We start from the raw sequence: 21,240 nt of genomic DNA on the forward strand, positions 1-21,240 counted from the left end.
GAAGCGGGAAGAAGAACCCGGACCGTCTCTGATCAGCCCGGCAAGCAAGCTCGCAGGGCAGAGACAGGGCCGCGCTGACGGTGGTGAGAAAATAACACGCAGCCCTCCTTTCAAGACGTTCAAGTTGTAGAAACTGGCTACACCAAGGGTAGGGCCCATGGCAAGTGGCTAGGCTCCCCCTTCTCCCCTTGCTTGGTGGGAGAAGGTGGCCGAGCGAAGCTCGGTCGGATGAGGGGTGTTCCAGCTTGGCATCGACGGCGCTCCGTCCAACACCCACAACCGTCTCGGCGCTGCGCGCCGATCCACCTTCTCCCACAACAAGGGGAGAAGGGAAGCTCTCTACCGTCCCGGCCGACCAGTCTTGCCGGGGCGGCGCTTTTCGCGGCGGGCGTCGGCGGGATCTTCGTAGGAGCCGATGCCGGCACGCTGGCGGACGATTGGCTTCGCGGAATCGTCGCGATCCTTCGCGCCCCCCTCTGCCCTGCCCTCTTTGCCACCAGTTGGCATCTCCCCCACGAGGGGGGAGATTGGCTGTGGTTTCGCCGGCGCTTTTCCCTGGACCGGCTTCTCGGTCCGCCGCACCGTCATCTCGTCCAGTGAGTTCTTCCTGAACAGCGGCTTGGTCGGTTCACCCGGTATACCGAAATCCGAACCGTGCGCTTCCTGCGCCGACTGTTTCTTGAACAGCGAACGGGAGACCGCGCCTGACGGCGTCGGCATGTCGGTCCCAGGTCCCATATCGTCCAGCGAAGGTTTCGCGAACAGCGGCTTCTTGACCGGTACGGCGCCGTCGGCGCCCATTTCGTCGAGCTCCGGCTTGCGGAAGAGGTTGGGCCGGGCAGCCTTGGCCGCCTCTTCGGCGGCATGTGCCTCGTCGAGCTTGCGGAAACGCTCCTGTTCCTCTGCTGTACGATGTTTGGCCACGCCCTTGTTGTGCTTGCCCTTTTCGCGGCCCGAAACCGGGCTTTCCATGTCGGCATATTTGGCCAGCGGGTCGTCCGAGATGGACAGTTCCATCTCGCGCAGCCGCTTGATCTCGTCGCGGATGCGGGCCGCCTTTTCGAAATCGAGGTTGGCGGCGGCGTCGCGCATCTGCTTTTCCAGGGCGTCGAGATGCGCCTTCAGATTGTTGCCCATCATCGCGCCGGCGCTGTCGGTGAACTGCGAAATGTCGGCGCGGACATGATCCTTCTCGTAGACCGAATCCAGAATGTCCGAAATGCGCGACTTGACCGATTCCGGGGTGATGCCGTTGGCCGCGTTCCACTCCATCTGCTTTTCGCGACGGCGGTTGGTCTCGGCCATCGCCCGCTCCATCGAGCCGGTGATCTGGTCGGCATAGAGGATGACCTTGCCGTCGACGTTTCTGGCGGCGCGGCCGATGGTCTGGATCAGCGATGTCTCGGAGCGCAGGAAGCCTTCCTTGTCGGCATCAAGAATAGCGACGAAGCCGCATTCGGGAATGTCGAGGCCCTCGCGCAACAGGTTGATGCCGACCAGCACGTCGAAGGCGCCGAGGCGCAGATCGCGCAGGATTTCGATGCGCTCCAGCGTGTCGATGTCGGAGTGCATGTAGCGGACGCGAATGCCTTGCTCATGCAGATATTCGGTCAAATCCTCGGCCATGCGCTTGGTCAGCACGGTGACCAGCGTGCGGTAGCCGGCCCTCGTGGTCTCGCGGATTTCGCCGACGACGTCGTCGACCTGTGTCTTGGCCGGGCGCACTTCAACCGGCGGGTCGATCAGGCCGGTCGGGCGGATGACCTGCTCGGCGAAGACGCCGCCGGACTGCTCCATCTCCCAGGCGCCGGGCGTCGCCGAAACCGCGACGGAAAGCGGCCGCATGGCGTCCCACTCCTCGAAGCGCAGCGGCCGGTTGTCCATGCAGGACGGCAGGCGGAAACCATACTCGGCCAGCGTCGCCTTACGGCGAAAGTCGCCGCGATACATGCCGCCGATCTGCGGTATGGTGACATGGCTTTCGTCGATGAAGACCAGCGCATTGTCGGGAATGTATTCGAACAAGGTCGGCGGCGGATCGCCCGGCTTGCGGCCGGTCAGATAACGCGAGTAATTCTCGATGCCGGCGCAGGAACCGGTCGCCTCCAGCATCTCCAGGTCGAAGCGGGTGCGCTGCTCAAGCCGCTGCGCCTCAAGCAGGCGGCCAGCCTTTTCAAGCTCTTGCAGCCGATATTTAAGTTCTTCCTTGATAGACTTGATGGCTTGATTCAAGGTCGGGCGCGGCGTGACGTAGTGCGAATTGGCGTAGATCTTGACGCTCTTCAGCTCGCCGGTTTTCTGGCCGGTCAGCGGATCGAATTCGGTGATCGCTTCGATCTCGTCGCCGAACAGCGAGATGCGCCAGGCGCGGTCTTCCAAGTGGGCCGGGAAGATCTCGATCGTATCGCCGCGCACCCGGAACGAGCCGCGGACGAAGTTGATGTCCTGGCGCTTGTATTGCTGGGCGACGAGGTCGGCGAGCAGCGCGCGCTGGTCGAGCCGGTCGCCGATCTGCATCTGGAAGGTCATCGCCGTATAGGTCTCGACCGAGCCGATACCGTAGATGCAGGACACCGAGGCGACGATGATGACGTCGTCGCGCTCGAGCAGCGAGCGCGTCGCCGAATGGCGCATGCGGTCGATCTGCTCGTTGATCGAGGATTCCTTCTCGATGTAGGTGTCGGTCCGGGGCACATAGGCCTCGGGCTGGTAGTAGTCGTAGTAGGAGACGAAATACTCGACGGCGTTTTCCGGGAAGAATTTCTTGAACTCGGAATAGAGCTGCGCGGCCAGCGTCTTGTTGGGCGCCAGGATCAGAGCAGGGCGTTGCGTCTCCTCGATCACCTTGGCCATGGTAAAGGTCTTGCCCGAGCCGGTGACGCCGAGCAGCACCTGAGTGCGGTCGTTGCTGTTGACGCCCTCGACGAGATCCTTGATCGCGGTCGGCTGGTCGCCGGCCGGCTCGAAATCCGAGACCATCTTGATGGCGATGCCGCCTTCGGACTTCTCCGGCCGGGCAGGGCGGTGCGGCGTCCACAGCACGCCGTCCTTGTGCAGCGGATTGCCGGATTCGATCAGCGCCGACAGCGCCGCGACGGTGGCGGTGACGCCGCCCGAGGCCATGGTCTCGGCGTCCTCCAGCGAAATGTCGAGGCCCGCGACAGGGTTGAGACCGGCCGCAGTGCGCTCCCGCGCCGAAGCCGCGCCGCCCATCGAGGTGCCGCGTGCCGTCCGGCCGGGGGAAGAGGAGCGCTCGGGGATTTTCTTCGCCGGTTTCGGCGATTTGCCGCCGACTTTGCCGGAAACGCGCCCTTCCTTCTCGGCTTCCTGCTCGATCTGCTCGGCCCAGTCGGCGATCGAGCCGGTCAGCGCCGCGCCGGTGAACTCGGCCTGCGGCGCCTCGGCAAAGCCGCTCTTGTACAGGGGCTCCGAGGCATCGAGGAAATCGGTCAGCGGACTGCGCCGCTTGGGCGGCGAAGCGCGCTCGTCATTCGCCGGCGGCGGCGTTTTCTTGTCGGAGAGTCTGGCCATGGCCCGAATATGGGAGGTATCGGCCAAAATGGAAAGAGCGGAGTGGCGGGTGGCGCGAGGGGCAATTTGGCTGCTGACAGCAGGCTGTCAGGAATAGCGTCGACGCACTCCCTCAATTGAACCAAAGCGCGAACGTCAGAAACCCGGCGCCGCCGAACTGGCGCTGGATCTGGTTGAACTCCTCGCTGGTGAGAATCTTGCCGTGTTCGAGATAGGGCGCGATGGCCGGGCCGGTGATCGACAGCACCAGGTCGAAGGGCTTCGGCTCGTCGAAGAAGCGCTTCATGTTGATGCCTTTGTCGGCGATGCGGAAATGCGGCAGCAAGGTGCGGCCTTCCAGAAGATCCTCGGCCATATCAAGGGCGGCGAGCCAGGCCTGTACCTGCTGCTGGCCGACTTCGAGACCGGTCAGCGGGCTGGCGCCTTTCTGCTGCGGCCCGGGCAGCCATTCGCGGTCATTGTCGGTTTCGGCGCGGATGGCTTTCCAGTCCTCGCGCGACAGCCGGATCATTTCCATCAGATGGCGGCGCGCCGCTTGCCGGCGCTCAGGCTCGACCACTTGCCAGTTGACGAGATGCACCAGGGAGATGAAGTCGGCGAGGCGCCATTCGGACGTTAGGATGCCACCATTCATGCCACCGTCCAGCGGCACGAGCGTATCCTGCAGCGGCAGTTTTGCGCGCGGGAACAGCATGTGGAAGGAGCCGTCGAACGTGTTCCTGAAATCATGCGCCAGCCAGAAGTCGGCCTGCGCCATCAGGAACTCGGCATAGCCCTGCAGCCAATAGCCGTCGGCGCGGTCGAAGCGGAAGGTGAGGGCGGGTGCGGCCGCGTCTGGCACACCGCCGCCGCGTGACAGAGACGCCATGATCGCGGCGGCACTTTCGTCCGGCGCGATCTGGCCATCCTCGTTGAGATCGATGCCGAGGCGGGTGAGGTCGATGACCATGCCGATGTCCGCGTCGGCGGGTACCGAACCCAGCGTGGCTGCGGATTTCTCCAGCCGGTCGCGGAAGGCGACGAGAATGGCGCGGAATTGTCCGTAGGTCAGCGGCTCGGGATCGGGGTTGTCCGGCACCGGCAGCCGCATCAGCGGCAGCATGAAGGATTGCGGGCTTTCGAAACCGTGGCGATGCAGGCCGCCGGCCAGGATCTCCAGCGCGGTGAAGAATTCGCCGGCGCCGGCGGCGTAGGCGGCTGCCGGATCGCCTGGCGCGGCGGTTTCAAGAGCGGCAAGAGCGCCGTTACGCTCAGTCACGGTTTTTGCCTCGAACAGTGCCGCGGCATCCCGCACTGCGGCGCCGGCCGAAGACAGCGGCAGGAAAAGAACGATGGCGCACGCCACCAGCCTGGAAAAACGCGTCATCGTGATCACCCCTTTTGTCGCTCCGCAATGGATCATACACGCATTTGGTTCGCGCGCCTGTAGCCCTGTGGTTCAACGACAACAGTCAGCGCTTCAATCAATCCGGCTGGCGGTCTACACAAGGCAAACCATTGGGCCGTCGCGTGTCGAATTATCCGCTTTCCTACAAACTGTCCTGGCTGCCACGCTTCCTCCGGCCTTCGCTCAATGGCGACGCGCGCGGCTTTGCTCCGGCGGCCGCAGCCCTGCTCGACCCGCCGCCGGCGCGCACGGTGCGGCTGGCTTTCGTCGGCGATATCTCGGCGGTGGCCAATCGCAGCCCGCCGGACTGCGATCCGGCGATTGCGGCACTGCTTGCCTCGGCCGATCTGGTGGTCGGCAATTGCGAAAGCCCGGTGGTGGAACGGCCGAGCGCTGTTTTGGGTACGAGGTTTGGCACGCACCACGCGATGAGCGAGCGGTTTCTTGCCGAGGCACTGGCCGCTGCCGGCATTTCGCGCGAAAAACTGGTGCTGTCGCTGGCCAACAACCACGTGCTCGACCAGGGCATCGTCGGCTTCGACGAGAGTGTCGCCGCGCTGGATCAATTAGGCATCCGCACGATCGGCGCTGCGGCTCCAGTCGAGCGGTTTGCGGTTGGAACGCTGACAATAGGCCTTGCCGCCTTTACCTTGTGGCGCAATGCTGACGCGGCTCAGTTCGCGGGCCGTGTCTCGATGGAAAGCAATCCGGCGCAATGGCCGCGCGATGCCGCTTCGGGTGTCGACCTCCTGTGCGCGGTGCCGCATTGGGATTGGGAATTCCGGCATTTTCCACGTGCGAGGACGCGGGCACTGGCGCGGCTTCTGGCCGAACACGGCGTCGGCCTGGTCGCCGGACATCATGCTCATGTCGTGCAGCCGATCGAGCGGATCGGCAAGACGCTCGTCGCCTATGGACTCGGCGATTTCTTCGGCACCGCCTTCGCGCGCCAGCCTTGGCCTGGCCGCATCGGCGCCATTTTCGTCGTCGACATCAGCGCCGATTCCGGCACGCGCGGCGCCATTGCCGCCTACCGGCTGCATGCCTTCATGCGGCTGCGCGCCGGCGATCACGAGCGGCTGGTGCGGGTTGAAATGTTGAAGGGAAAATCAAGGCAAAGGGTTCTGGACCGCCTCGATGCGATCTTCAGTGCCGGGCGCTGACGGCTGCGCTGACGCGGTCCACCAAACCGTTTATCATGCCCAACGCGGGCAGGCTTGTGGCGGCGGTGGGTGATGGAAACTGCGGATTTCATGCCGAGCGAAGCGGTGATCGCCGGCCTCAGGAAGAACATCGAGGCCTATGAGCCCGAAAGAGCTTCGGCCCATCGCCGGACGCGCTTGCGGGTCCCACTTTTCATCGGGCTGGTGCTGGCGTTCGTGGTGTTTGTGGCCTGGCTCTTCAACGGGGTTGCCGACCCGAACGAGCAGTGGGTCTCGACCCCGCATGTGTTCCTCTATGTCGGCGGACTCCTGGCAGCGATCTTGCTCTATTTCCGGGCGATCAAGCCAGCGAGCAAATTGCAGCAGTCGTTTCGCAGCATGCTGTTGCCGACCATCTTCGGTTTCATCGAGGACATGCGGTATCGGAACAACGTCAAGCCGAATTCGTTCGACCGGCTGCCGCGTGAGACGGTTGGTTCGTTCAACCGACAGTCTTTCGACGATGTTTTCTCCGGCCGCTATGAAGGGTTTCCATTCGAACTGTACGAAGCAGATCTACGGGAAGGGACGGGCAAGAGCACGACGGCAGTGTTCAAGGGCGTGATCGCCGCCTTCGAGACGATCGTGCCGTTCCCCGGCACATTGGTGGCCGCGCGCCGGACCAACAAGGTCGTCGGCTTTCTCCGCGGCATCTTCGGCAGCAGGATGCAGGAACTATCCAGCGGCGTACCCGAACTCGACGCCGCCTATGAGTTCCGCACCGACAATATCGAGGCGGCGCGGCCGCTGGTGACCGGCCGGCTGGCGCAGGCGCTGCAATGGCTCGGCGAGACCCGGCCGAACGATCCGGCACGCGTCGCGCTCAACGGCAGCGACGGCTTCCTCCTGCTGCCGCAGGAACGGAATTTCTTCGAGCTGCCGGATGTCTCCACGCGCCTCGACTACACCAGGCATGTCGCGCCGATGATCGCCGATATGGGCGCGATGCTGGCGACGGCGGCTTTGGTGCGCAAGATCGGGGCGAAGGACGAGGAGGCGAGGTAGTCCGGCTGGGCGGTCAGCAATCGAAGCCGCGTTGGCTACGCATGTAGTCGACTTCTTCCTTCGGCATCGACTTGAACATCACACAGACGGTGAAACTGCCAACCTGGTGACCGTTTTTGGTATATCCCCAGTCGGAAATATCGTCTCGGTTGAATTCGACATACTGGCCAGCCACGACGTTGTGAACACTATGTGGCTCATTCGCCAATATCCCCACGAATCCGGTTTCGTTCCGCTGGAACGGGATGACCCAGAAGTGTTCGGTCACATGTCCGTCCTTGATCATCACCTTCAGTTTGAATGTGTCCGTTCCAGGTGGCGGTGTCTGGGATAATGCCAGGAATGCATCCAGGGTGGCACGTGCCTGTGCAGTCGCCGCCGCCATATCTGGATCGTCAGGCGCGACTGCGACGACGCTGTCGTCACCCTGACTGGAGTCGTGAGCCTCGGCGCATATCGGAGCAAGCTCTAGCATCAGGGACAGTATCGCGCGGGACACGAGCTTCATGGAATGGGCGCCCATACAATGGTCAGCATCATCATGGATCCGTTCGATCTTCAATCATAGCGCGAAGCATACCTTAGTTGCAACCATAAGAAAATGCTCCTGATGCCGCAACTGCCGCTAGTTCTGCTACGCACTCCGGCTCTGGTTTTTGCCGGAAACCCGCGCTATCCCTAGGCAGCGAGGGGTATCATGGTCGAAGAACGCAAGGGGTTTCGCCTGTCGCGGCGGCTGCTGCTTGGTGCGACGGTGGTCGGCGGCGCGATGGTCTGGGGCGGGACGACAGTGGCGCGGCTGGCGCGCGGTCCGTCGGGGCAGAAGAATTCCGGGCGCATCGACGACATTGACGGCATCGATCTGGCGCAGAAGCCGCTGGAGGGCCCGCCAGCCTACGATCCGTCGCTGCCATGGCTGACCAAGGGCGGCGACATCAACGATGCCAGCGGCCTGTCGATGACGCCGGTCTACGGCGTTGTCGAAGTCAGCGAGGAAGGCCACATTGCGAGCGCGCTGGCCTTTGCCCGCACCAATGGCCTGAAGGTCTCGGTCGCGGCTGTGCGCCATTCGATGGGCGGACACGCCTTCGACGACAACGCACTGGTCCTCGACATGCGCAAATTCAACAAGGTCAGCGTCGACCCGACTGCGAAGACGATGACCTTGCAGCCGGGCGCGCGCTGGCACGATATCCAGAACCTTTTGCACCCGCGCTTTGCGGTGAAGGCGATGCAATCGACCGACATCTTTTCGGTCGGCGGCTCGCTGTCGGTCAACGCGCATGGCATGGACCACCAGGCCGGCTCGGTCGCCGGCTCGATTCGATCGATGCGGGTGATGCTGGCGGACGGTTCGGTGACAACCTGCTCACCGACCGAAAACACCGAGCTGTTCCGCCACGTCGTCGGCGGCTACGGCCTGTTCGGCGTGGTGCTGGAGGCGACGCTCGACATTGTCGACAACGACGTCTACCGGACCTCGCGCGAGATCATCAAATCGGACGACTTTCCAAGGTTTTTCGCCGAGGTGCTGGAGCCAAACAGGGCGATCGGTCTGTTTTATGGGCACCTGTCGACAGCGCCGGGTAATTTCCTCGAGGATATGATCGTCTACCGCTATGACAAGGTGGCCAACCAGCCGCCGGCCGACCAGCCGGCAATCGGCGAACCGGGTTCAGTCGGGCTCAAACGGGTGATCATCAACCTGGCGAAATGGGGAAGCCTGTTCCAGGAACTGAAATGGTTCACCGAAAAGACGCTGGAGCCGCAATTCGAGAGCTGCACGGTGGCGCGCACGACGGCAATGGCCGAAGGCGAGGCCTGCCTCGTCACCCGCAACAACCCGATGCATGATTCAGTGCCCTATCTGTTCAACGATCTGCTCGATGAGACCGACATCCTGCACGAGTATTTCATCCCGCGCGCCGCCTATAACCCGTTTATCGCCGAAGCGCGCGAGATCCTGCGCAACCAGAGCCTGCCGGTGCTCAACGCGTCGGTGCGCGTCGTCCACAAAGAGGATGTGGCGCTGAATTATGCGCCGGAGCCGGCCTATTCGCTGGTGCTCTACATCAATCAGCCGACCGACGCCGACGGCAATGCCAGGATGCGGGCGCTGACAAGGGCGCTGATCGATGTGACGATCAAGCATGGCGGGCGTTTCTTCCTGCCCTACCAGCTCCACTACACGGGCAAGGAACTGCTTGCGTCCTATCCGGAACTGCCGTCCTTCCTGGCGAAGAAGCGGCAATACGATCCGGGTGAGCTGTTTTCGTCGACTTTTTATCGCGCCATCAGGGCATTGATCGGCACGGCCTGAGCGTCGGTTACAGACCGTCAGGCAGTTTCGCCGCCAGCCAGTTCGCCGAGCGCTTGGCGATGCCGATCGTTGCCGCTGCGGCGCGGCCGAGATCGGTCTTGACCACGGCGTAACCCGCCTTCGTGCGGTAGAGCACGGCGCGGCCGCCATCGACCGCCGCTTCATAGGCGAGCGGCCGGACGGTTTCCGTTTCCGTCGCCGTTGCCTGCGTTCCGACGGCAGCACTGGGCCGATGGCTCAGTTCCGGTGGCAGCGGGTCTGTCGCGGCGGTGCTGGCCGTCGTCAATTCGGGCTCGGAAGTGGTCGCCGCGAGCTGAGATGACGAGTTCTGTGTCCGGCAGATGCCGGAGACCAGCGGATAGTCAAAATTGCGCTCGTGCAGCATCTGGCTTTTCATCGCCGCTTCGCATTCGGCGATGGTCGACCATTTGGCGGGCGTCTCGCCGATATATTCGCAAAGCCTGGCGTCGCAATCGCAGCCGACGATGGTCATGGCGACAAGGGCGGTCTTGATCACGGTCTTGTCCCTCCAAGTTGCCTGGCTCATGTGCGCAGGACAAAGTGCTGCGGCGTCATCAATCGTTGCGGAACAAGGCGGGATTTGGCCGCGATTGTGGAATGAGCGTGGCGGAGCATCACGCAACGTCTTGCCGGGGCCGGCTGTGGCCGAAAGGCCTCAGTAATCGTAGACGTGCTCGAGCCTGGCGCCCGCCGTCATCAACGCCGGCAGCACGATGTGCAGCTTGCGCACGGCGACGGTCAGGCCGGTGCGTCGCGTCGAAGGTTCCGCCGGAAGCGGGTAGCTGAACAAGGTGCGTGCACCTTCGGGAACCTTGATTTCGTCGTTGGAAAGCATGGTGACCATGATCTCGTCATTGCCGCCGATCTCGACGAAGGAGATGCCCTTGCCGATCAGGCGCGGGATCATGTCGGTGAACACCTGATAGCGCCTGGTGACGAAGACCGTGCCATCGGCGCCGAGATCGCGCTCCAGCAAGGTGTCGGGTTCGTTGCGCGTCACCTCGCTGACCGGACCCTTGGCCCAGACGTGAATGTCGAGCAAGGCCGGGTCCGTGGTGGTGGCGAGCGCCGACTTGATCAGATCGGCGTAGCCTTGCTTGATGGCGTCGGCGAGGCCGAAGGCGAGCTTGCATTCGCTGGTGCGGAAGGCGCTGTCGTCCGCTGCCGGCTGGACGGCGAACAGGCCGGCACGCTTTTCGGCATAGGGAAACTGGTACCACGGCACCTGGTCGAGAAAACCGGCATAGTCCGCCGCCACCTTGGCCTGGTAGATGTCGACGGCGGTGCGCTTGCCGGCGGTCGCTTCGGTGACACGGCCGACCGTATTTTCATAGGCCCACTGGATGGCGTGCTCGATCGTGTGGCTGGTGCCGATGATCACCAGCATCTGGTGGTTGTCGAGGTTGAACCTGTAGGCGGAGCTGGCGCGGATGACCGTCGCATAGTCCTGCCAGAAACGGCCGATATAGGAGAGATAGGGAAAACCGCTCGGCTGGTTCTTGTCGACGAAGCCGGCATATTCGCGGGCGGCGTAGACGATGGCCCATTCCGGATAGGTGAGAAAGGTCGATTCCTCCGGCCGCTGGTAGCCGGGGATCTCGGCACGGACCTTGCCGGCCAGCGCCTTCGGCGGGGCACCATCAGCGACGCCCGGCAATGGCGTTGTGTCCAGCGACCGCGTCGTGAGAAAGCCATAGGCCAGCCCGGCGATCGGGATCAACACGACAATGACGACGAGCCAGAGGATCGCCTTGATGATGCGCTTCAGCCAGCGGAACAGGAACATGGCCGGTCAGGCCGTGGCGAAATGGTCGTACACACGTTTCGACAGCCAGAACCCGACATAGACGGCAAAGCCGCCGATGACGATGTGCGGCAGGTTCGCGAAGAAGCGGGCCGGGAATTCGATGTCATTCAAGGAGCGGAAGCCGTTGATGAAAATGCCGCCATCGAGGCAACCGGAACCGGTGACCAGGCCGAGCACGCCGTCGAACAGATAGACCGAGCCGAACAGCTTGAAATAGAACACCGCCTGGCGGTGCGAGATGAAGGCGGCGGCCAGCGCCCAGACGCCGGAGAAGGCGTGCAGCAAATCATCATACCATTGCAGCGAGAACAGGCCGAATAGATTGCCGCCGGCATCGTTGAAGGCCGGCACATAGCCGATCGCAACAACGCCGAAGAACAGGAAAGCATAGGCAACAGCAAGCTTCTGGATGAGCGTCATGAAATGTCCCCCTGCCGTCAGCCCTTTTAAACGGCCCCCGACGGCAAATGGATAGTAGCTGATTTTGGCGCAGGGTGAAGCGTCGCCGGCAAAATCGTCAAGCGAGGCCACAAAGACAGTCGGCGCCGGGATTTCTCCCAGCGCCTCCCTGTCAGATCAGGACACGGTCGCGGCAGCAACTCCCGAAAGATGTCGCGCCATGCCGGCCTTGATTTTGACGGTCCTGCCAGTCGCCGCCCGAGGGCAACGTCCGTTCCGGACCACGCCGGTCTCCGCTCTTGCGAGCTTTGCCCGGCGCGCCATCGAAGGTTTTTGCCGTCCTTCATGGCAGCATCGGTCCGCCGTCGGCGTTCGCACGCTTTCCGCGGCCCCGTAGGTCTCGGCTTCCATCCCTCCAACAGGCAAGCCTGTTCTCGTTCAGGGCCGTACGGGCCTCAGGAAATCCGCCGTTCCGCTTTGCCTTTCGGCGTGGCGATCGGTAGCCGCCTGAGATGGGTTTAATGTATGTCGGATAAGTGTTTGGCGGAACCGCCGCATGCCTGTGGATAGCGGGATTATCGGGGACTGACCCTGCCAAAACAGCGACTTTCCGATCTCTGCCGCCGCCGGTCGGGATTTGCCGCCTCGATGCCGAAGCCGCATTGCCGGGTAATCGACCCTTGCCCCGCGGCCCGGCGCGGGCTTCAATGCCGGCAAATGATTGGAAGGCGTGTTCGATGGCCTTGGGGAGGCAGGCTTGAAGGTCGCGGTGGTTCTCAATCCGATCGCCGGCGGCGGCAGGCTCAAGCGGCATTGGCCCGAGGTTGCGGCTTCGCTGAAAAGACATTTCGGCGATTTCGAGCTGCGTGAAACGCAGGCCGAGGGCGATGCCGAACGGCTGGCGCTCGACCTTGCCGCCATCGGCTTCGAGCTGGTGATCGCGGCCGGCGGCGACGGCACCGCCAGCGAAGTCGCCGACGGGCTGCTGAAGGCTTTCCGGGAAAGCGGCCGGACGGCCGAACTCGGGCTGCTGCCTTGCGGCACCGGCATCGACTTCGCCCGCGGGCTCGGCCTGTCGAACAATGTCGATCTGACGCTGAAGCGGATTGCCGGGGCCAAGCCGCGCAAGGTCGATGCCGGCTGCATCAGCTATGTCGACGACCATGGCGCGCTGGCCAGCCGCCATTTCATCAACATCGCCAGCCTGGGGCTGTCCGGCGCCACCGACCGCGCGGTCAATGCCGACAAGCGCAAGGGCAAGGTTTCGGCCAAGGCGCTGTTCTACTGGCGCACGGTTTGGGAATTCCTCCGTTACCGCTTCCAGGACGTTGCGATCACCATCGACGACGGTGCCCCGGTCGAGGTGCGCATGGCGCTGGTGGCGGTGGCCAACGGCAAATTCTTCGGCGGCGGCATGATGATCGCGCCCGACGCCGAGCTTAACGACGGCGAGTTCGACATCGTCATCCTGCGCGCCGCCGGCAAGCTGAAGCTGATCTGGGACATCCGCCTGCTCTATGGCGGGCGGCACCGCAACCATCCTGCGATCACCATCCTGCGCGGCAAGAAAGTGGTTGTCGAGCCGCTCGGCGATGTGCAAAAGAACGCCGCGCTGATCGACATAGACGGCGAATCGCCGGGTCGCATACCAGCGACCTTCGAGATCCTACCCGGCGCCTTGACGCTGAGATATTGAATCAAGGCATTGAGGGGTTGATTCAAGTTCTTTCGGCGGTGATTCCAGCGATCCGGCCAATGTGCTGAAATCGCGTGACAATTGCCTGATGTCAGGCCTCGAGCTTGGCCGGGAAACCAGGCGCGCGAAGATCGGTTCCGATCGCATCTTCCAGAAGCCTGACGATCATGGTCGACCAATTCCTTGAAACAGTGATTTTGGCAGGTGGCGGCCCATCGGCAGCGAACGTCGGTCGTTCCTGTCGGTGGTAAATCGCAAACCCTGGAGATTGGCCGAATCCCCCCCAACTTCGTCATCCCAGGGCGAAGCAGGAGCGAAGCTCCGTCGCGGAGACCCTGGGATCCATGCCGTAACCTTGATCAAAGAGTGCAGCGGAGCAGAATTTTGCACCGCAGCAGCGCTCTGAAGTCGCGGCATGGATCCCGGGGTCTGCGCCGCGTCGCTTCGCTCCTTGCTCCGCCCCAGGATGACGAAGCGATGGGCGTTTGCGCTAATCACCAAGGCATGCGGTCCGTCAACGCAAGCGACCCGTCAAATCCTCTGTGCCGAGGAACCAGGCGCCGGGCCGCGGTCGTAGACGGTGACGGCAAAGCCGTTGCGGATCAGGCTGGCGCTCACGGCATCAGCGGTGTCTGCATCATCTGCAAATGCAGGTCCTTGCCGGTCCAGGGATGCGCTTCGCAAACGGCTTCATCGAGTTCGACGCCGAGGCCGGGCTCCTTCGACGGGATGACATTGCCGTCCTGCCATTCGATCTTCTTCTTGAGCAGCTTCTCGTGAAATCCGCCCCACTGCTTCAGCGATTCCAGAATGAGGAAGTTGGGCAGCGTCACCGCGAGCTGGATGTTGGCGGCGCCGACGATCGGCCCGCAATAGCAGTGCGGCGCGATCTGGATGTGATAGGCTTCGGCCATGGCGGCGATCTTCTTGGTTTCGAGAATGCCGCCGGAGCGGCCAAGGTCCGGCTGCAGAATGGTCGCCGCGCGGTTCTCGATCACACGCGCGAATTCGAACTTGGTCGTCAGCCGCTCGCCGGTGGCTATCGGGATCGAGGTCGCACGGGCGACCTGCGCCATCACCTCGGGCATGTCGGGCGGCACCGGCTCCTCGAACCACAGCGGGTCATACGGCTCGATGGCGCGGGCCATGCGCAGCGCCCCCGAAGCTGTGAACTGGCCGTGCGTGCCGAACAGGATATCGGCGCGGGTGCCGACCGCCTCGCGGATCGCCTTGACCATCCGGGCGGAGAGGTCGATGTCGACGAGGCGCGGCTGGTGGCCGTCGAAGGCGGTGTAGGGGCCGGCCGGGTCGAGCTTGACCGCGTTAAAACCCTGCTCGACATATTCGAGCGCGCAGGCGGCGGCCAGATCGGGGTCGTTGTAGACGTTCTTGCCGCGTGCGTCCTCGGAGTGGACGCTGCCGCTGTGCGGGTAGAGGTAGGTATAGGAACGCAGCGTTTCGTGTACCTGGCCGCCAAGCAGCTTGTAGACCGGCTTGCCGGCCTCCTTGCCGATGATGTCCCAGCAGGCGATTTCGAGCGCCGAGAAACAGCCCATGCCCGACACGTCCGGGCGCTGGGTGAAACCGGATGAATAGGCGCGGCGGAAGAAGTTTTCGACGTCGTGCGGATCGCGGCCGACGAGATAGCGCTCTGCCATGTCCTCGACCATTTTTGCGGTGACATGGGCCGAGAAAGTGGCGTTGTAAGCTTCGCCATAGCCGACGATGCCGCCATCGGTGGTGAGCTTGACGAAGATGAAATACTTGCCGCCGATGCCGGGCGGCGGATTGCCGACCACCCAGGTCTTGACGTCGGTGATTTTCATTTCTGATCCTCCAGAACCAGTTCGGCGCCCTTCCATCCGGTCATGATCGCGGCGGCGTTGGTGTTGCCGGTTATGTTGTCCGGAAAGATCGAGGCGTCGATGACGCGCAACGCCTGGATGCCGTGTACCTTGAGGCGCGGATCGACGACGGCGTGCGCCGCGTCCGGCCCCATGCGGCAGGTCGAGACCGGATGATAGACGGTGCCCGAGCGCTTCCTGAAATCCTGGATGAGATCCGCGTCGGAGGTGATCGAAGGACCGGGCAAAACCTCCTCCTCGATGATCTCGGCGATTGCCGGCATCGATGCGATCTTCCGGACGAATTTCACCGCCGCCAGCATTTCGACGACGTCTGCCTCGGTTGAAAACGCGTTGGCGACGATTTTGGGATAATCGCGCGGATTGGCGGAACGGATCATGATTTCACCGCGGCTCGATGGACGGCAGTTGGACAGCCCGATGGAAAAGCCGGGCCACGGATCGGGCGTCAGGATCGGCCGCTCGCCGCTCTTCGGAATGACGGTCGAAAACGCCTGGAAATAGAGCTGCATGTTGGGCCTCGTCGCCGCCGGATCGGTGCGGAAGAAGCCGCCGGCATTGTTCATCGACAGCGACAGCGGGCCTGAGCGCAAAAATAGGTACTGCATGCCGACCAGCAGCTTGCCCCACCACGGACGCAGGATCTGGTTGAGCGTCGGCTGCCTGCCCTTGAAGGTGTAGTTGACGCCGACATGGTCCTGCAGGTTTGCCCCGACATTCTCGTTGGCGTGAACGACAGGAATGCCGAGCGCGCCAAGTAGCGCCGACGGGCCGATGCCGGAGAGCTGGAGAAGTTGGGGCGAATTGACCGAACCCCCCGACAGGATGATCTCGCGGCCGGCGCGGGCGGTTTTCGTGGCGCCATTCTGGAGATACTCGACACCGATGGCGCGCTTGCCCTCGAAAAGGATTTTGGTCGCCAGCGCGTTGATCTCGACGCGGACGTTTTTGCGCTTCATCGCCGGGCGCAGGAAGGCGCGCGCCGCCGACATGCGGCGGCCGTTCCTGGTGGTGATCTGGTAGACGCCGACGCCTTCCTGCGAGGCGCCGTTGAAATCCGGGTTGAGCGGCAGTCCGGCCTGGTTGGCGGCGGCGAGATAGCGCTTGGTGAGCGGATGGACGGAGGTCGAGCAGTCGGTGATATGCAGCGGCCCGTCGACGCCGCGCCATTGGTCGGCGCCGGCCTGGTTATCCTCCAGCGCCTTGAAGGCGGGCAGCAGGTCGTCGAAGCCCCAGCCGGGATTGCCGGCCGCTGCCCAAGCGTCGAAATCCTCGCGCGCGCCCCTGATCCAGACCATGGCGTTGATCGAGCTCGAACCGCCGAGCAGCTTGCCGCGCGGCCAGTGGTCGACATTGCCGGCGAGACCCGGGTCCGGCTCGGCCTTGTAGTTCCAGTTGACTGCCGGATCGAAGAAGGTCTTGCCGTAGCCGAGCGGCATCTGCACGTAGAAGCGGCGGTCGCTGCCGCCGGCCTCAAGCACCAGCACCGAGAAGCGGCCCGAAGCCGACAGCCTTTCGGCCAGGACCGAGCCGGCCGAGCCGGAACCGACGATGATGAAGTCATAGGTCTGCATGGTGGCTGCGGCTGGCTCCGAATTTTCGCTCAGCCTAGACGCCGCAAGCCGCCGCCATCACCGGAGCTTCCGGCATCGCTTGTGAAAAAAGCGACTGGCGGTTCGTTTGCATTCAGTGTCCTGCCCAAAGCATTACAGTGCGTTACAGTGACAGTGCCACTAATTGGAGCGCGAACTCTGCGCAACGGGTTGCGATCATTTAGTGCACTGTCACCGTAATTCGAATTCAAGCCCCGCCATCTGAGCTCAGGACGTTTGTCACGCCTTCGCCTGTGCTTTGTCGGCAAGCCCGTCCGAGCATCACAGGCGATGATCGGCAATCTGCCTGAAATCATAGCGCATGATCGGGCGGGCCGGGGTCCTGCGGGCGACGACCCTGAACCCGGCGCGCGCGAAGGTGGAGGCATATCCGCTGCCGGAAGCGCTCGGCGATACGTCGGCATCGAAAGGATAGGCTTCGAGCGCCGGAGCATTTGCGTGCCTTGCGACTTCCAGGGCCTGTGCAATCAGCTGGGATGTTACGCCCCGCCGGCGGTATTGTTTTCGCACGTAGAGGCAGGACAGGGACCAGACCGGCCTGTCATCCACGCGCCTGAGCCGAAATAGCCGATCGAGCCAGGGCAGAGCATCTCGCGGCGTCACCTGGCACCAGCCGACAGCCATGTCGCCGTCGAAAGCAAGCAAACCCGGAAGCGGACCATGCTGGACGGCTTGCCGGAACGCTGCCTTGTTTTCCTCACCGGATCGCTTTCGATAGGAACGACCGATCCGCCCGTACATACACCAACAACGACTGCAGACGGCGCTGTCACCGAACAGGTCCTCGAGTGCCGGCCACAGATCGGGCGTCAGTGGGCGAAAGGTAAGCTTCATGTCAGCCGTCATCCGCTATCGATGTTGCCCAGTCTAGCCTGCGCTGCGCGCTACCGCATCATAGATTGCAGTCCATGCGGGTGATGTTCGAAAAGGGGATTTCGCTCAGCATCCCCGCCGTTCTCCGGCCCGGCGCAGAAAATTGATTGCTGCCTAATCTGCAGCAGTTAACTGCATCCCATCGCTATTCCCGCTGTTTATGAGGCGCATTATTGATGCCGCAGGAGTTCGCCGTTGAACCGCGCCGACCCGCTCTTCCACTTCCATGGAGGGGTCCGAGCGGTCGGCATCCGCCCTGGCGGCGATCCCGTAGCCTGCGCCCAGCTTTCAGCTGCAATTCGAAAGACAAGACCATGAATATCAACCGTCGAACGTTCGGCATCGGCACCTTTAGTGCCGGCGCCCTGCTACTTCCCCCGATCAGCCTCTTTGGGAGCAACGCTGCGGCTATCGCCGCCCCGTCTCCGGCTTCGCTTGCGAGCGCCCACAGGTTCATGCTCGGCGACCTCGAGATCACAGCACTGAGCGACGGCTATCTCAATCTCGGCCTCGAACTCTTCCCTTCCGCAGATACCGCTGCCGCCGAAGCGCTGCTGGCAAAGGCATTCCTGCCAAAAACACTCCTTCCGACCTCGGTCAATGCTTACCTTGTCACCAAAGGCGACAGACGGGTGCTGATCGATACCGGCACGGCATCGGCGATGGGGCCCATACTGGGACATATACCAGAGGCGCTCGCCGCCGCCGGCGTCAGGCCGGAAGAAATCGACACGGTAATCATCACCCACCTCCATCCCGACCATGCCAACGGCCTTGTCGGTATTGGAGGCAAGGCCGCCTTCCCGGCAGCGGAGGTCGTGGTTGCCGCGCCGGAATTCGCTTTCTGGCACGATGACGGGATCCGGTCCAAGGCGCCCGACCAGATGAAACCGTACTTCGAAATAGCGCGCAAATCGCTGGTGCCTTACCATGGCAAGGTCCGGAAGATCGAAGGCGAAGTCGAGATCGCGCCCGGGATCAGGGCGTTGCCTGCGCCTGGACACACGCCGGGGCATCTCGCGCTTCGAATTGGCTCTGGTGACGCCAACCTGCTGCTCTTCACTGACGTAATCCACGCCTCCGCGCTGCAATTTGCGCATCCGGAATGGGCAATCGCCTTCGACGTGGACCAGGAGGCCGCAATCGCCACACGCAAGAAGGTGCTCGACATGGTGTCGGCGGATGGCCTGCTCGTCGCAGGCATGCACCTGCCCTTTCCAGGCATCGGTCATGTTATTCGCGAGGGCAACGCCTACGCCTACGTCCCAACGCCCTGGCCCGCTTTGTGAAGCACGCCTATTGGTAAGCTTTCTTACCTCGGCCATGGAATGCAATCCTGCTGGTGCGCTCGTCTAGCTCCGCACAGCATCTTTTCAACACCGTCGACCGATAGCCGAACCTCAGGCCGCGACCTGTTCAGTGGCGCGTTGACCAGTCCGTGCCATGACGATACGGGATCGGGACAATCGGCTTCGAGAGGATTGGCCAAATGGTGCATTACGCGGACGGGCGGCCGATCAGCGATCTGACGCTCAGGACGCTGGCCATGCCTTCCGACGCCAATGCGGCAGGCGACATTTTTGGCGGCTGGGTGATGGCACAGATGGATCTCGCCTGCGGCATCCGCGCCGCCGAGCGCGCCAAGGGCCGCGTGGTGACGGCGGCGGTGAAGGAAATGTCCTTCGCCAAGCCGATGAAGATCGGCGACACGCTGTGCATCTATACGCATGTCGAACGCGTCGGCCGCACCTCGATGACGCTCAAGGTCGAGGCCTGGGCGCAGCGCTATCTCTCCGACCTGATGGAGAAGGTCACCCATGCCGACTTCGTCATGGTGGCGCTGGACGGCGAAGGCAAGCCGAAGGCGGTTCCGGCCGAAGGCTGACCCGGCCTGATTCCAGAAGACGGATTTAAATAGCCGTCTCTCCCGCGCGGGGGATGCGGACAGCAATCCCGCGTGGTCTTTGGCTAACGGGTTCCCGCATGCGCGCCTGCAGCGCGACCGATGGGATCTTGGGAGGAAAGACAATGCGTCAACACATGCTGAACGCTGCCCTGGCGGGTGCCTTTGCAGCCTTGCTCTGCCTGTCGTCCGCAAGCGCTTTTGCCGAGGTCAAAAAAGGCGATCCAGGCGCCACCTGCACGTCGGAAAACCGCACCATCAACGGGCAGGCGGCCAAGTGCGAGATCTGCTCGGCGACGAAATGCGACACCAGCGGCACGACGGTGAGCAATTGCCGCAAGGAGACGACCACGACCTGCACGATTGGCGGCAAGGTGGTCAGTCCCAACCCGAAATGGAACCGGATCGAGAAGCTGCCGAAGAGCAAGATGCAATTACAGCAGTAGGGCTCGTCCGGAGCATCCGCGACAGGTTCAAACCCTTACAGCGCAAGGGTTCAGCTGTGCATGGCGTCGAATTTTTCTCGCGCGGCCTTGACGCGCTCGGTGTTCTTGCGTGCCCATTCGCCGAGCGCATCGACCGGCACCAGCAGCTCGTAGCCAAGGTCAGTCAATTCGTAGTCGACCCGCGGCGGGATGGTCGGGAACACGGTGCGGGTGACGAAGCCGTCGCGCTCGAGCCCGCGCAAGGTGGTGGTCAGCATCTTTTGCGAAATGCCGCCGACCGCGCTGCGCAGCTCGTTGAAACGCAGCGGCCCGTTGCCGAGTTTGCCAACGACGAGCACAGTCCATTTGTCACCGACGCGCTGCAGGATTTCCGAGACGGCGCGGCAGTCCTCGGTGCGGTACGGGTGCCTTGGTAACAAAAAAGTGCCTCCTTGCACATTGAGCGGCCGGTTACTCATATAGCTCAGGTATCTAAACGATACCAGTATTGCTGTAAGGAGAGCCCCCCTATGTCAAAACCCAAAATCGCCATCGTCATTGGTTCGACCCGCGCCGCGCGCTTTGCCGACGTGCCGGCCCAATGGATTGCCAGGATCGCCAAGTCGCATGCCGATATCGACGTCGAAGTCGTCGACCTGCGCGATTTCCCGCTGCCGTTCTTCGATGAGGTCGCATCCTCCGCCTGGGCGCCGTCGCAGAACGAAGTGGCGCAGCGCTGGCAAAAGAAGGTCGCCGGATTGGACGGTTTCATCTTCACCGCCGCCGAATACAATCATGGCCCGACGGCCGTGCTGAAGAACGCCATCGACTACGCCGCCAACGAGTGGAACAAGAAGCCGGCCGGCTTCGTCGGGTATGGCAGCGTCGGTGGCGCGCGCGCCGTCGAGCAGCTGAGGCTGCATGCGGTCGAGTTGCAGATGGCGCCGGTGAAGTCCGCCGTACACATCTCCTGGGTTGATTTCCTTGCGGTCAAGCAAGGTGACAAGAAGCTCGACGAGTTCGAGCACCTCAACCAGGCGGCAACCGCGCTGGTCAACGACATTGCATGGTGGGCCAGGGTGCTGAACACGGCGCGTCAGGCCGATGCCGTCGCCGAGGAAGTCAAGGCGGCCTGAGCAGGTTCGAACAGTCCTCCCAAGGATTAATTCTCCCAAGCATTGGGGCGGCGCATG

At 62.9% G+C, this 21,240-nt stretch carries 18 protein-coding genes; 8 read left to right on the plus strand and 10 right to left on the minus strand.

The features are described 5' to 3' along the window. Window positions 1–339 precede the first annotated feature (339 nt). Together uvrB and NKJ12_RS17520 are read right to left on the minus strand one after the other, a co-directional pair. Window positions 340–3,531 (minus strand): excinuclease ABC subunit UvrB, encoded by a 3,192-nt coding sequence (gene uvrB, locus NKJ12_RS17515; RefSeq protein ID WP_352704123.1) that lies wholly within the window; start codon window positions 3,529–3,531, stop codon window positions 340–342. Window positions 3,532–3,643: 112 nt separating this feature from the next. Beyond that, window positions 3,644–4,897 carry a hypothetical protein gene (locus tag NKJ12_RS17520; RefSeq protein WP_352704125.1) on the minus strand — a complete coding sequence of 418 codons (1,254 nt, stop codon included), beginning with the start codon at window positions 4,895–4,897 and terminating at the stop codon, window positions 3,644–3,646. 143 nt (window positions 4,898–5,040) lie between these two features. Here NKJ12_RS17520 and NKJ12_RS17525 point away from each other — a divergent pair, with 143 nt between their 5' ends. After that, window positions 5,041–6,081 carry a CapA family protein gene (locus NKJ12_RS17525; protein ID WP_352704127.1) on the plus strand — a complete coding sequence of 347 codons (1,041 nt, stop codon included), beginning with the start codon at window positions 5,041–5,043 and terminating at the stop codon, window positions 6,079–6,081. A 72-nt stretch (window positions 6,082–6,153) separates the two neighbouring features. Beyond that, window positions 6,154–7,125 (plus strand): hypothetical protein, encoded by a 972-nt coding sequence (locus tag NKJ12_RS17530; RefSeq protein WP_352704129.1) that lies wholly within the window; start codon window positions 6,154–6,156, stop codon window positions 7,123–7,125. Between the two features lie 13 nt (window positions 7,126–7,138). Here NKJ12_RS17530 and NKJ12_RS17535 read toward each other — a convergent pair whose 3' ends face one another. Beyond that, the gene (locus NKJ12_RS17535; RefSeq protein ID WP_254819220.1) at window positions 7,139–7,633 is read right to left on the minus strand and encodes a YegJ family protein; all 495 of its coding nucleotides are present in this window, start codon (window positions 7,631–7,633) and stop codon (window positions 7,139–7,141) included. Between the two features lie 189 nt (window positions 7,634–7,822). Here NKJ12_RS17535 and NKJ12_RS17540 point away from each other — a divergent pair, with 189 nt between their 5' ends. Then, on the plus strand, window positions 7,823–9,445 hold the full coding sequence (locus NKJ12_RS17540) for an FAD-binding oxidoreductase (protein WP_352704132.1): 1,623 nt from the start codon (window positions 7,823–7,825) through the stop codon (window positions 9,443–9,445). 7 nt (window positions 9,446–9,452) lie between these two features. Here the strand turns inward: NKJ12_RS17540 and NKJ12_RS17545 are convergent, their stop codons facing one another. The 3 genes from NKJ12_RS17545 to NKJ12_RS17555 form a co-directional block, all read right to left on the minus strand. Beyond that, window positions 9,453–9,962, minus strand: a complete 510-nt coding sequence (locus tag NKJ12_RS17545) for a hypothetical protein (RefSeq protein WP_352704133.1) — start codon at window positions 9,960–9,962, stop codon at window positions 9,453–9,455. Between the two features lie 159 nt (window positions 9,963–10,121). Continuing rightward, entirely contained in the window at window positions 10,122–11,252 is a 1,131-nt protein-coding gene (locus NKJ12_RS17550; RefSeq protein ID WP_352704135.1) for a hypothetical protein, read from the minus strand. 6 nt (window positions 11,253–11,258) lie between these two features. Next, window positions 11,259–11,693 carry a DUF4383 domain-containing protein gene (locus NKJ12_RS17555; RefSeq protein WP_023719157.1) on the minus strand — a complete coding sequence of 145 codons (435 nt, stop codon included), beginning with the start codon at window positions 11,691–11,693 and terminating at the stop codon, window positions 11,259–11,261. Window positions 11,694–12,429: 736 nt separating this feature from the next. Between NKJ12_RS17555 and NKJ12_RS17560 the strand changes: the two genes are divergently transcribed. Further along, on the plus strand, window positions 12,430–13,368 hold the full coding sequence (locus NKJ12_RS17560; RefSeq protein ID WP_352450476.1) for a diacylglycerol/lipid kinase family protein: 939 nt from the start codon (window positions 12,430–12,432) through the stop codon (window positions 13,366–13,368). Window positions 13,369–13,982: 614 nt separating this feature from the next. On the opposite strand, the gene NKJ12_RS17565 is transcribed toward NKJ12_RS17560, so the two are convergent. The 3 genes from NKJ12_RS17565 to NKJ12_RS17575 form a co-directional block, all read right to left on the minus strand. After that, window positions 13,983–15,194, minus strand: coding sequence for a mandelate racemase/muconate lactonizing enzyme family protein (locus NKJ12_RS17565; protein WP_352506696.1), 1,212 nt, complete (start codon window positions 15,192–15,194; stop codon window positions 13,983–13,985). Continuing rightward, window positions 15,191–16,807: a GMC family oxidoreductase gene (locus NKJ12_RS17570; RefSeq protein WP_352704137.1), complete on the minus strand. Its 1,617-nt coding sequence runs from the start codon at window positions 16,805–16,807 to the stop codon at window positions 15,191–15,193. Before NKJ12_RS17570 ends, NKJ12_RS17565 begins: the two co-directional genes overlap by 4 nt. A 300-nt stretch (window positions 16,808–17,107) precedes the next feature. Further along, window positions 17,108–17,680, minus strand: a complete 573-nt coding sequence (locus tag NKJ12_RS17575) for a GNAT family N-acetyltransferase (protein WP_352704139.1) — start codon at window positions 17,678–17,680, stop codon at window positions 17,108–17,110. A 353-nt stretch (window positions 17,681–18,033) separates the two neighbouring features. On the opposite strand from NKJ12_RS17575, the gene NKJ12_RS17580 reads away from it, so the two are divergent. The 3 genes from NKJ12_RS17580 (at window position 18,034) to NKJ12_RS17590 (ending at window position 20,068) form a co-directional block, all read left to right on the plus strand. Beyond that, complete coding sequence (locus NKJ12_RS17580) at window positions 18,034–19,008, plus strand: MBL fold metallo-hydrolase (RefSeq protein ID WP_352704141.1); 975 nt, start codon at window positions 18,034–18,036, stop codon at window positions 19,006–19,008. A gap of 200 nt (window positions 19,009–19,208) precedes the next feature. Further along, the gene (locus tag NKJ12_RS17585) at window positions 19,209–19,604 is read left to right on the plus strand and encodes an acyl-CoA thioesterase (RefSeq protein ID WP_352506702.1); all 396 of its coding nucleotides are present in this window, start codon (window positions 19,209–19,211) and stop codon (window positions 19,602–19,604) included. 98 nt (window positions 19,605–19,702) lie between these two features. Next, window positions 19,703–20,068, plus strand: coding sequence for a hypothetical protein (locus NKJ12_RS17590; RefSeq protein ID WP_352506703.1), 366 nt, complete (start codon window positions 19,703–19,705; stop codon window positions 20,066–20,068). 50 nt (window positions 20,069–20,118) lie between these two features. On the opposite strand, the gene NKJ12_RS17595 is transcribed toward NKJ12_RS17590, so the two are convergent. After that, a complete protein-coding gene (locus tag NKJ12_RS17595; protein ID WP_352506704.1) occupies window positions 20,119–20,487 on the minus strand; it encodes a winged helix-turn-helix transcriptional regulator in 369 nt (122 codons plus the stop codon). Between the two features lie 90 nt (window positions 20,488–20,577). Here NKJ12_RS17595 and NKJ12_RS17600 point away from each other — a divergent pair, with 90 nt between their 5' ends. Further along, window positions 20,578–21,183 (plus strand): NADPH-dependent FMN reductase, encoded by a 606-nt coding sequence (locus tag NKJ12_RS17600; protein ID WP_352506705.1) that lies wholly within the window; start codon window positions 20,578–20,580, stop codon window positions 21,181–21,183. Window positions 21,184–21,240: the final 57 nt, after the last annotated feature.

It is taken from the genome of Mesorhizobium sp. M0195 (assembly GCF_040322115.1).
GTDB lineage: Bacteria > Pseudomonadota > Alphaproteobacteria > Rhizobiales > Rhizobiaceae > Mesorhizobium.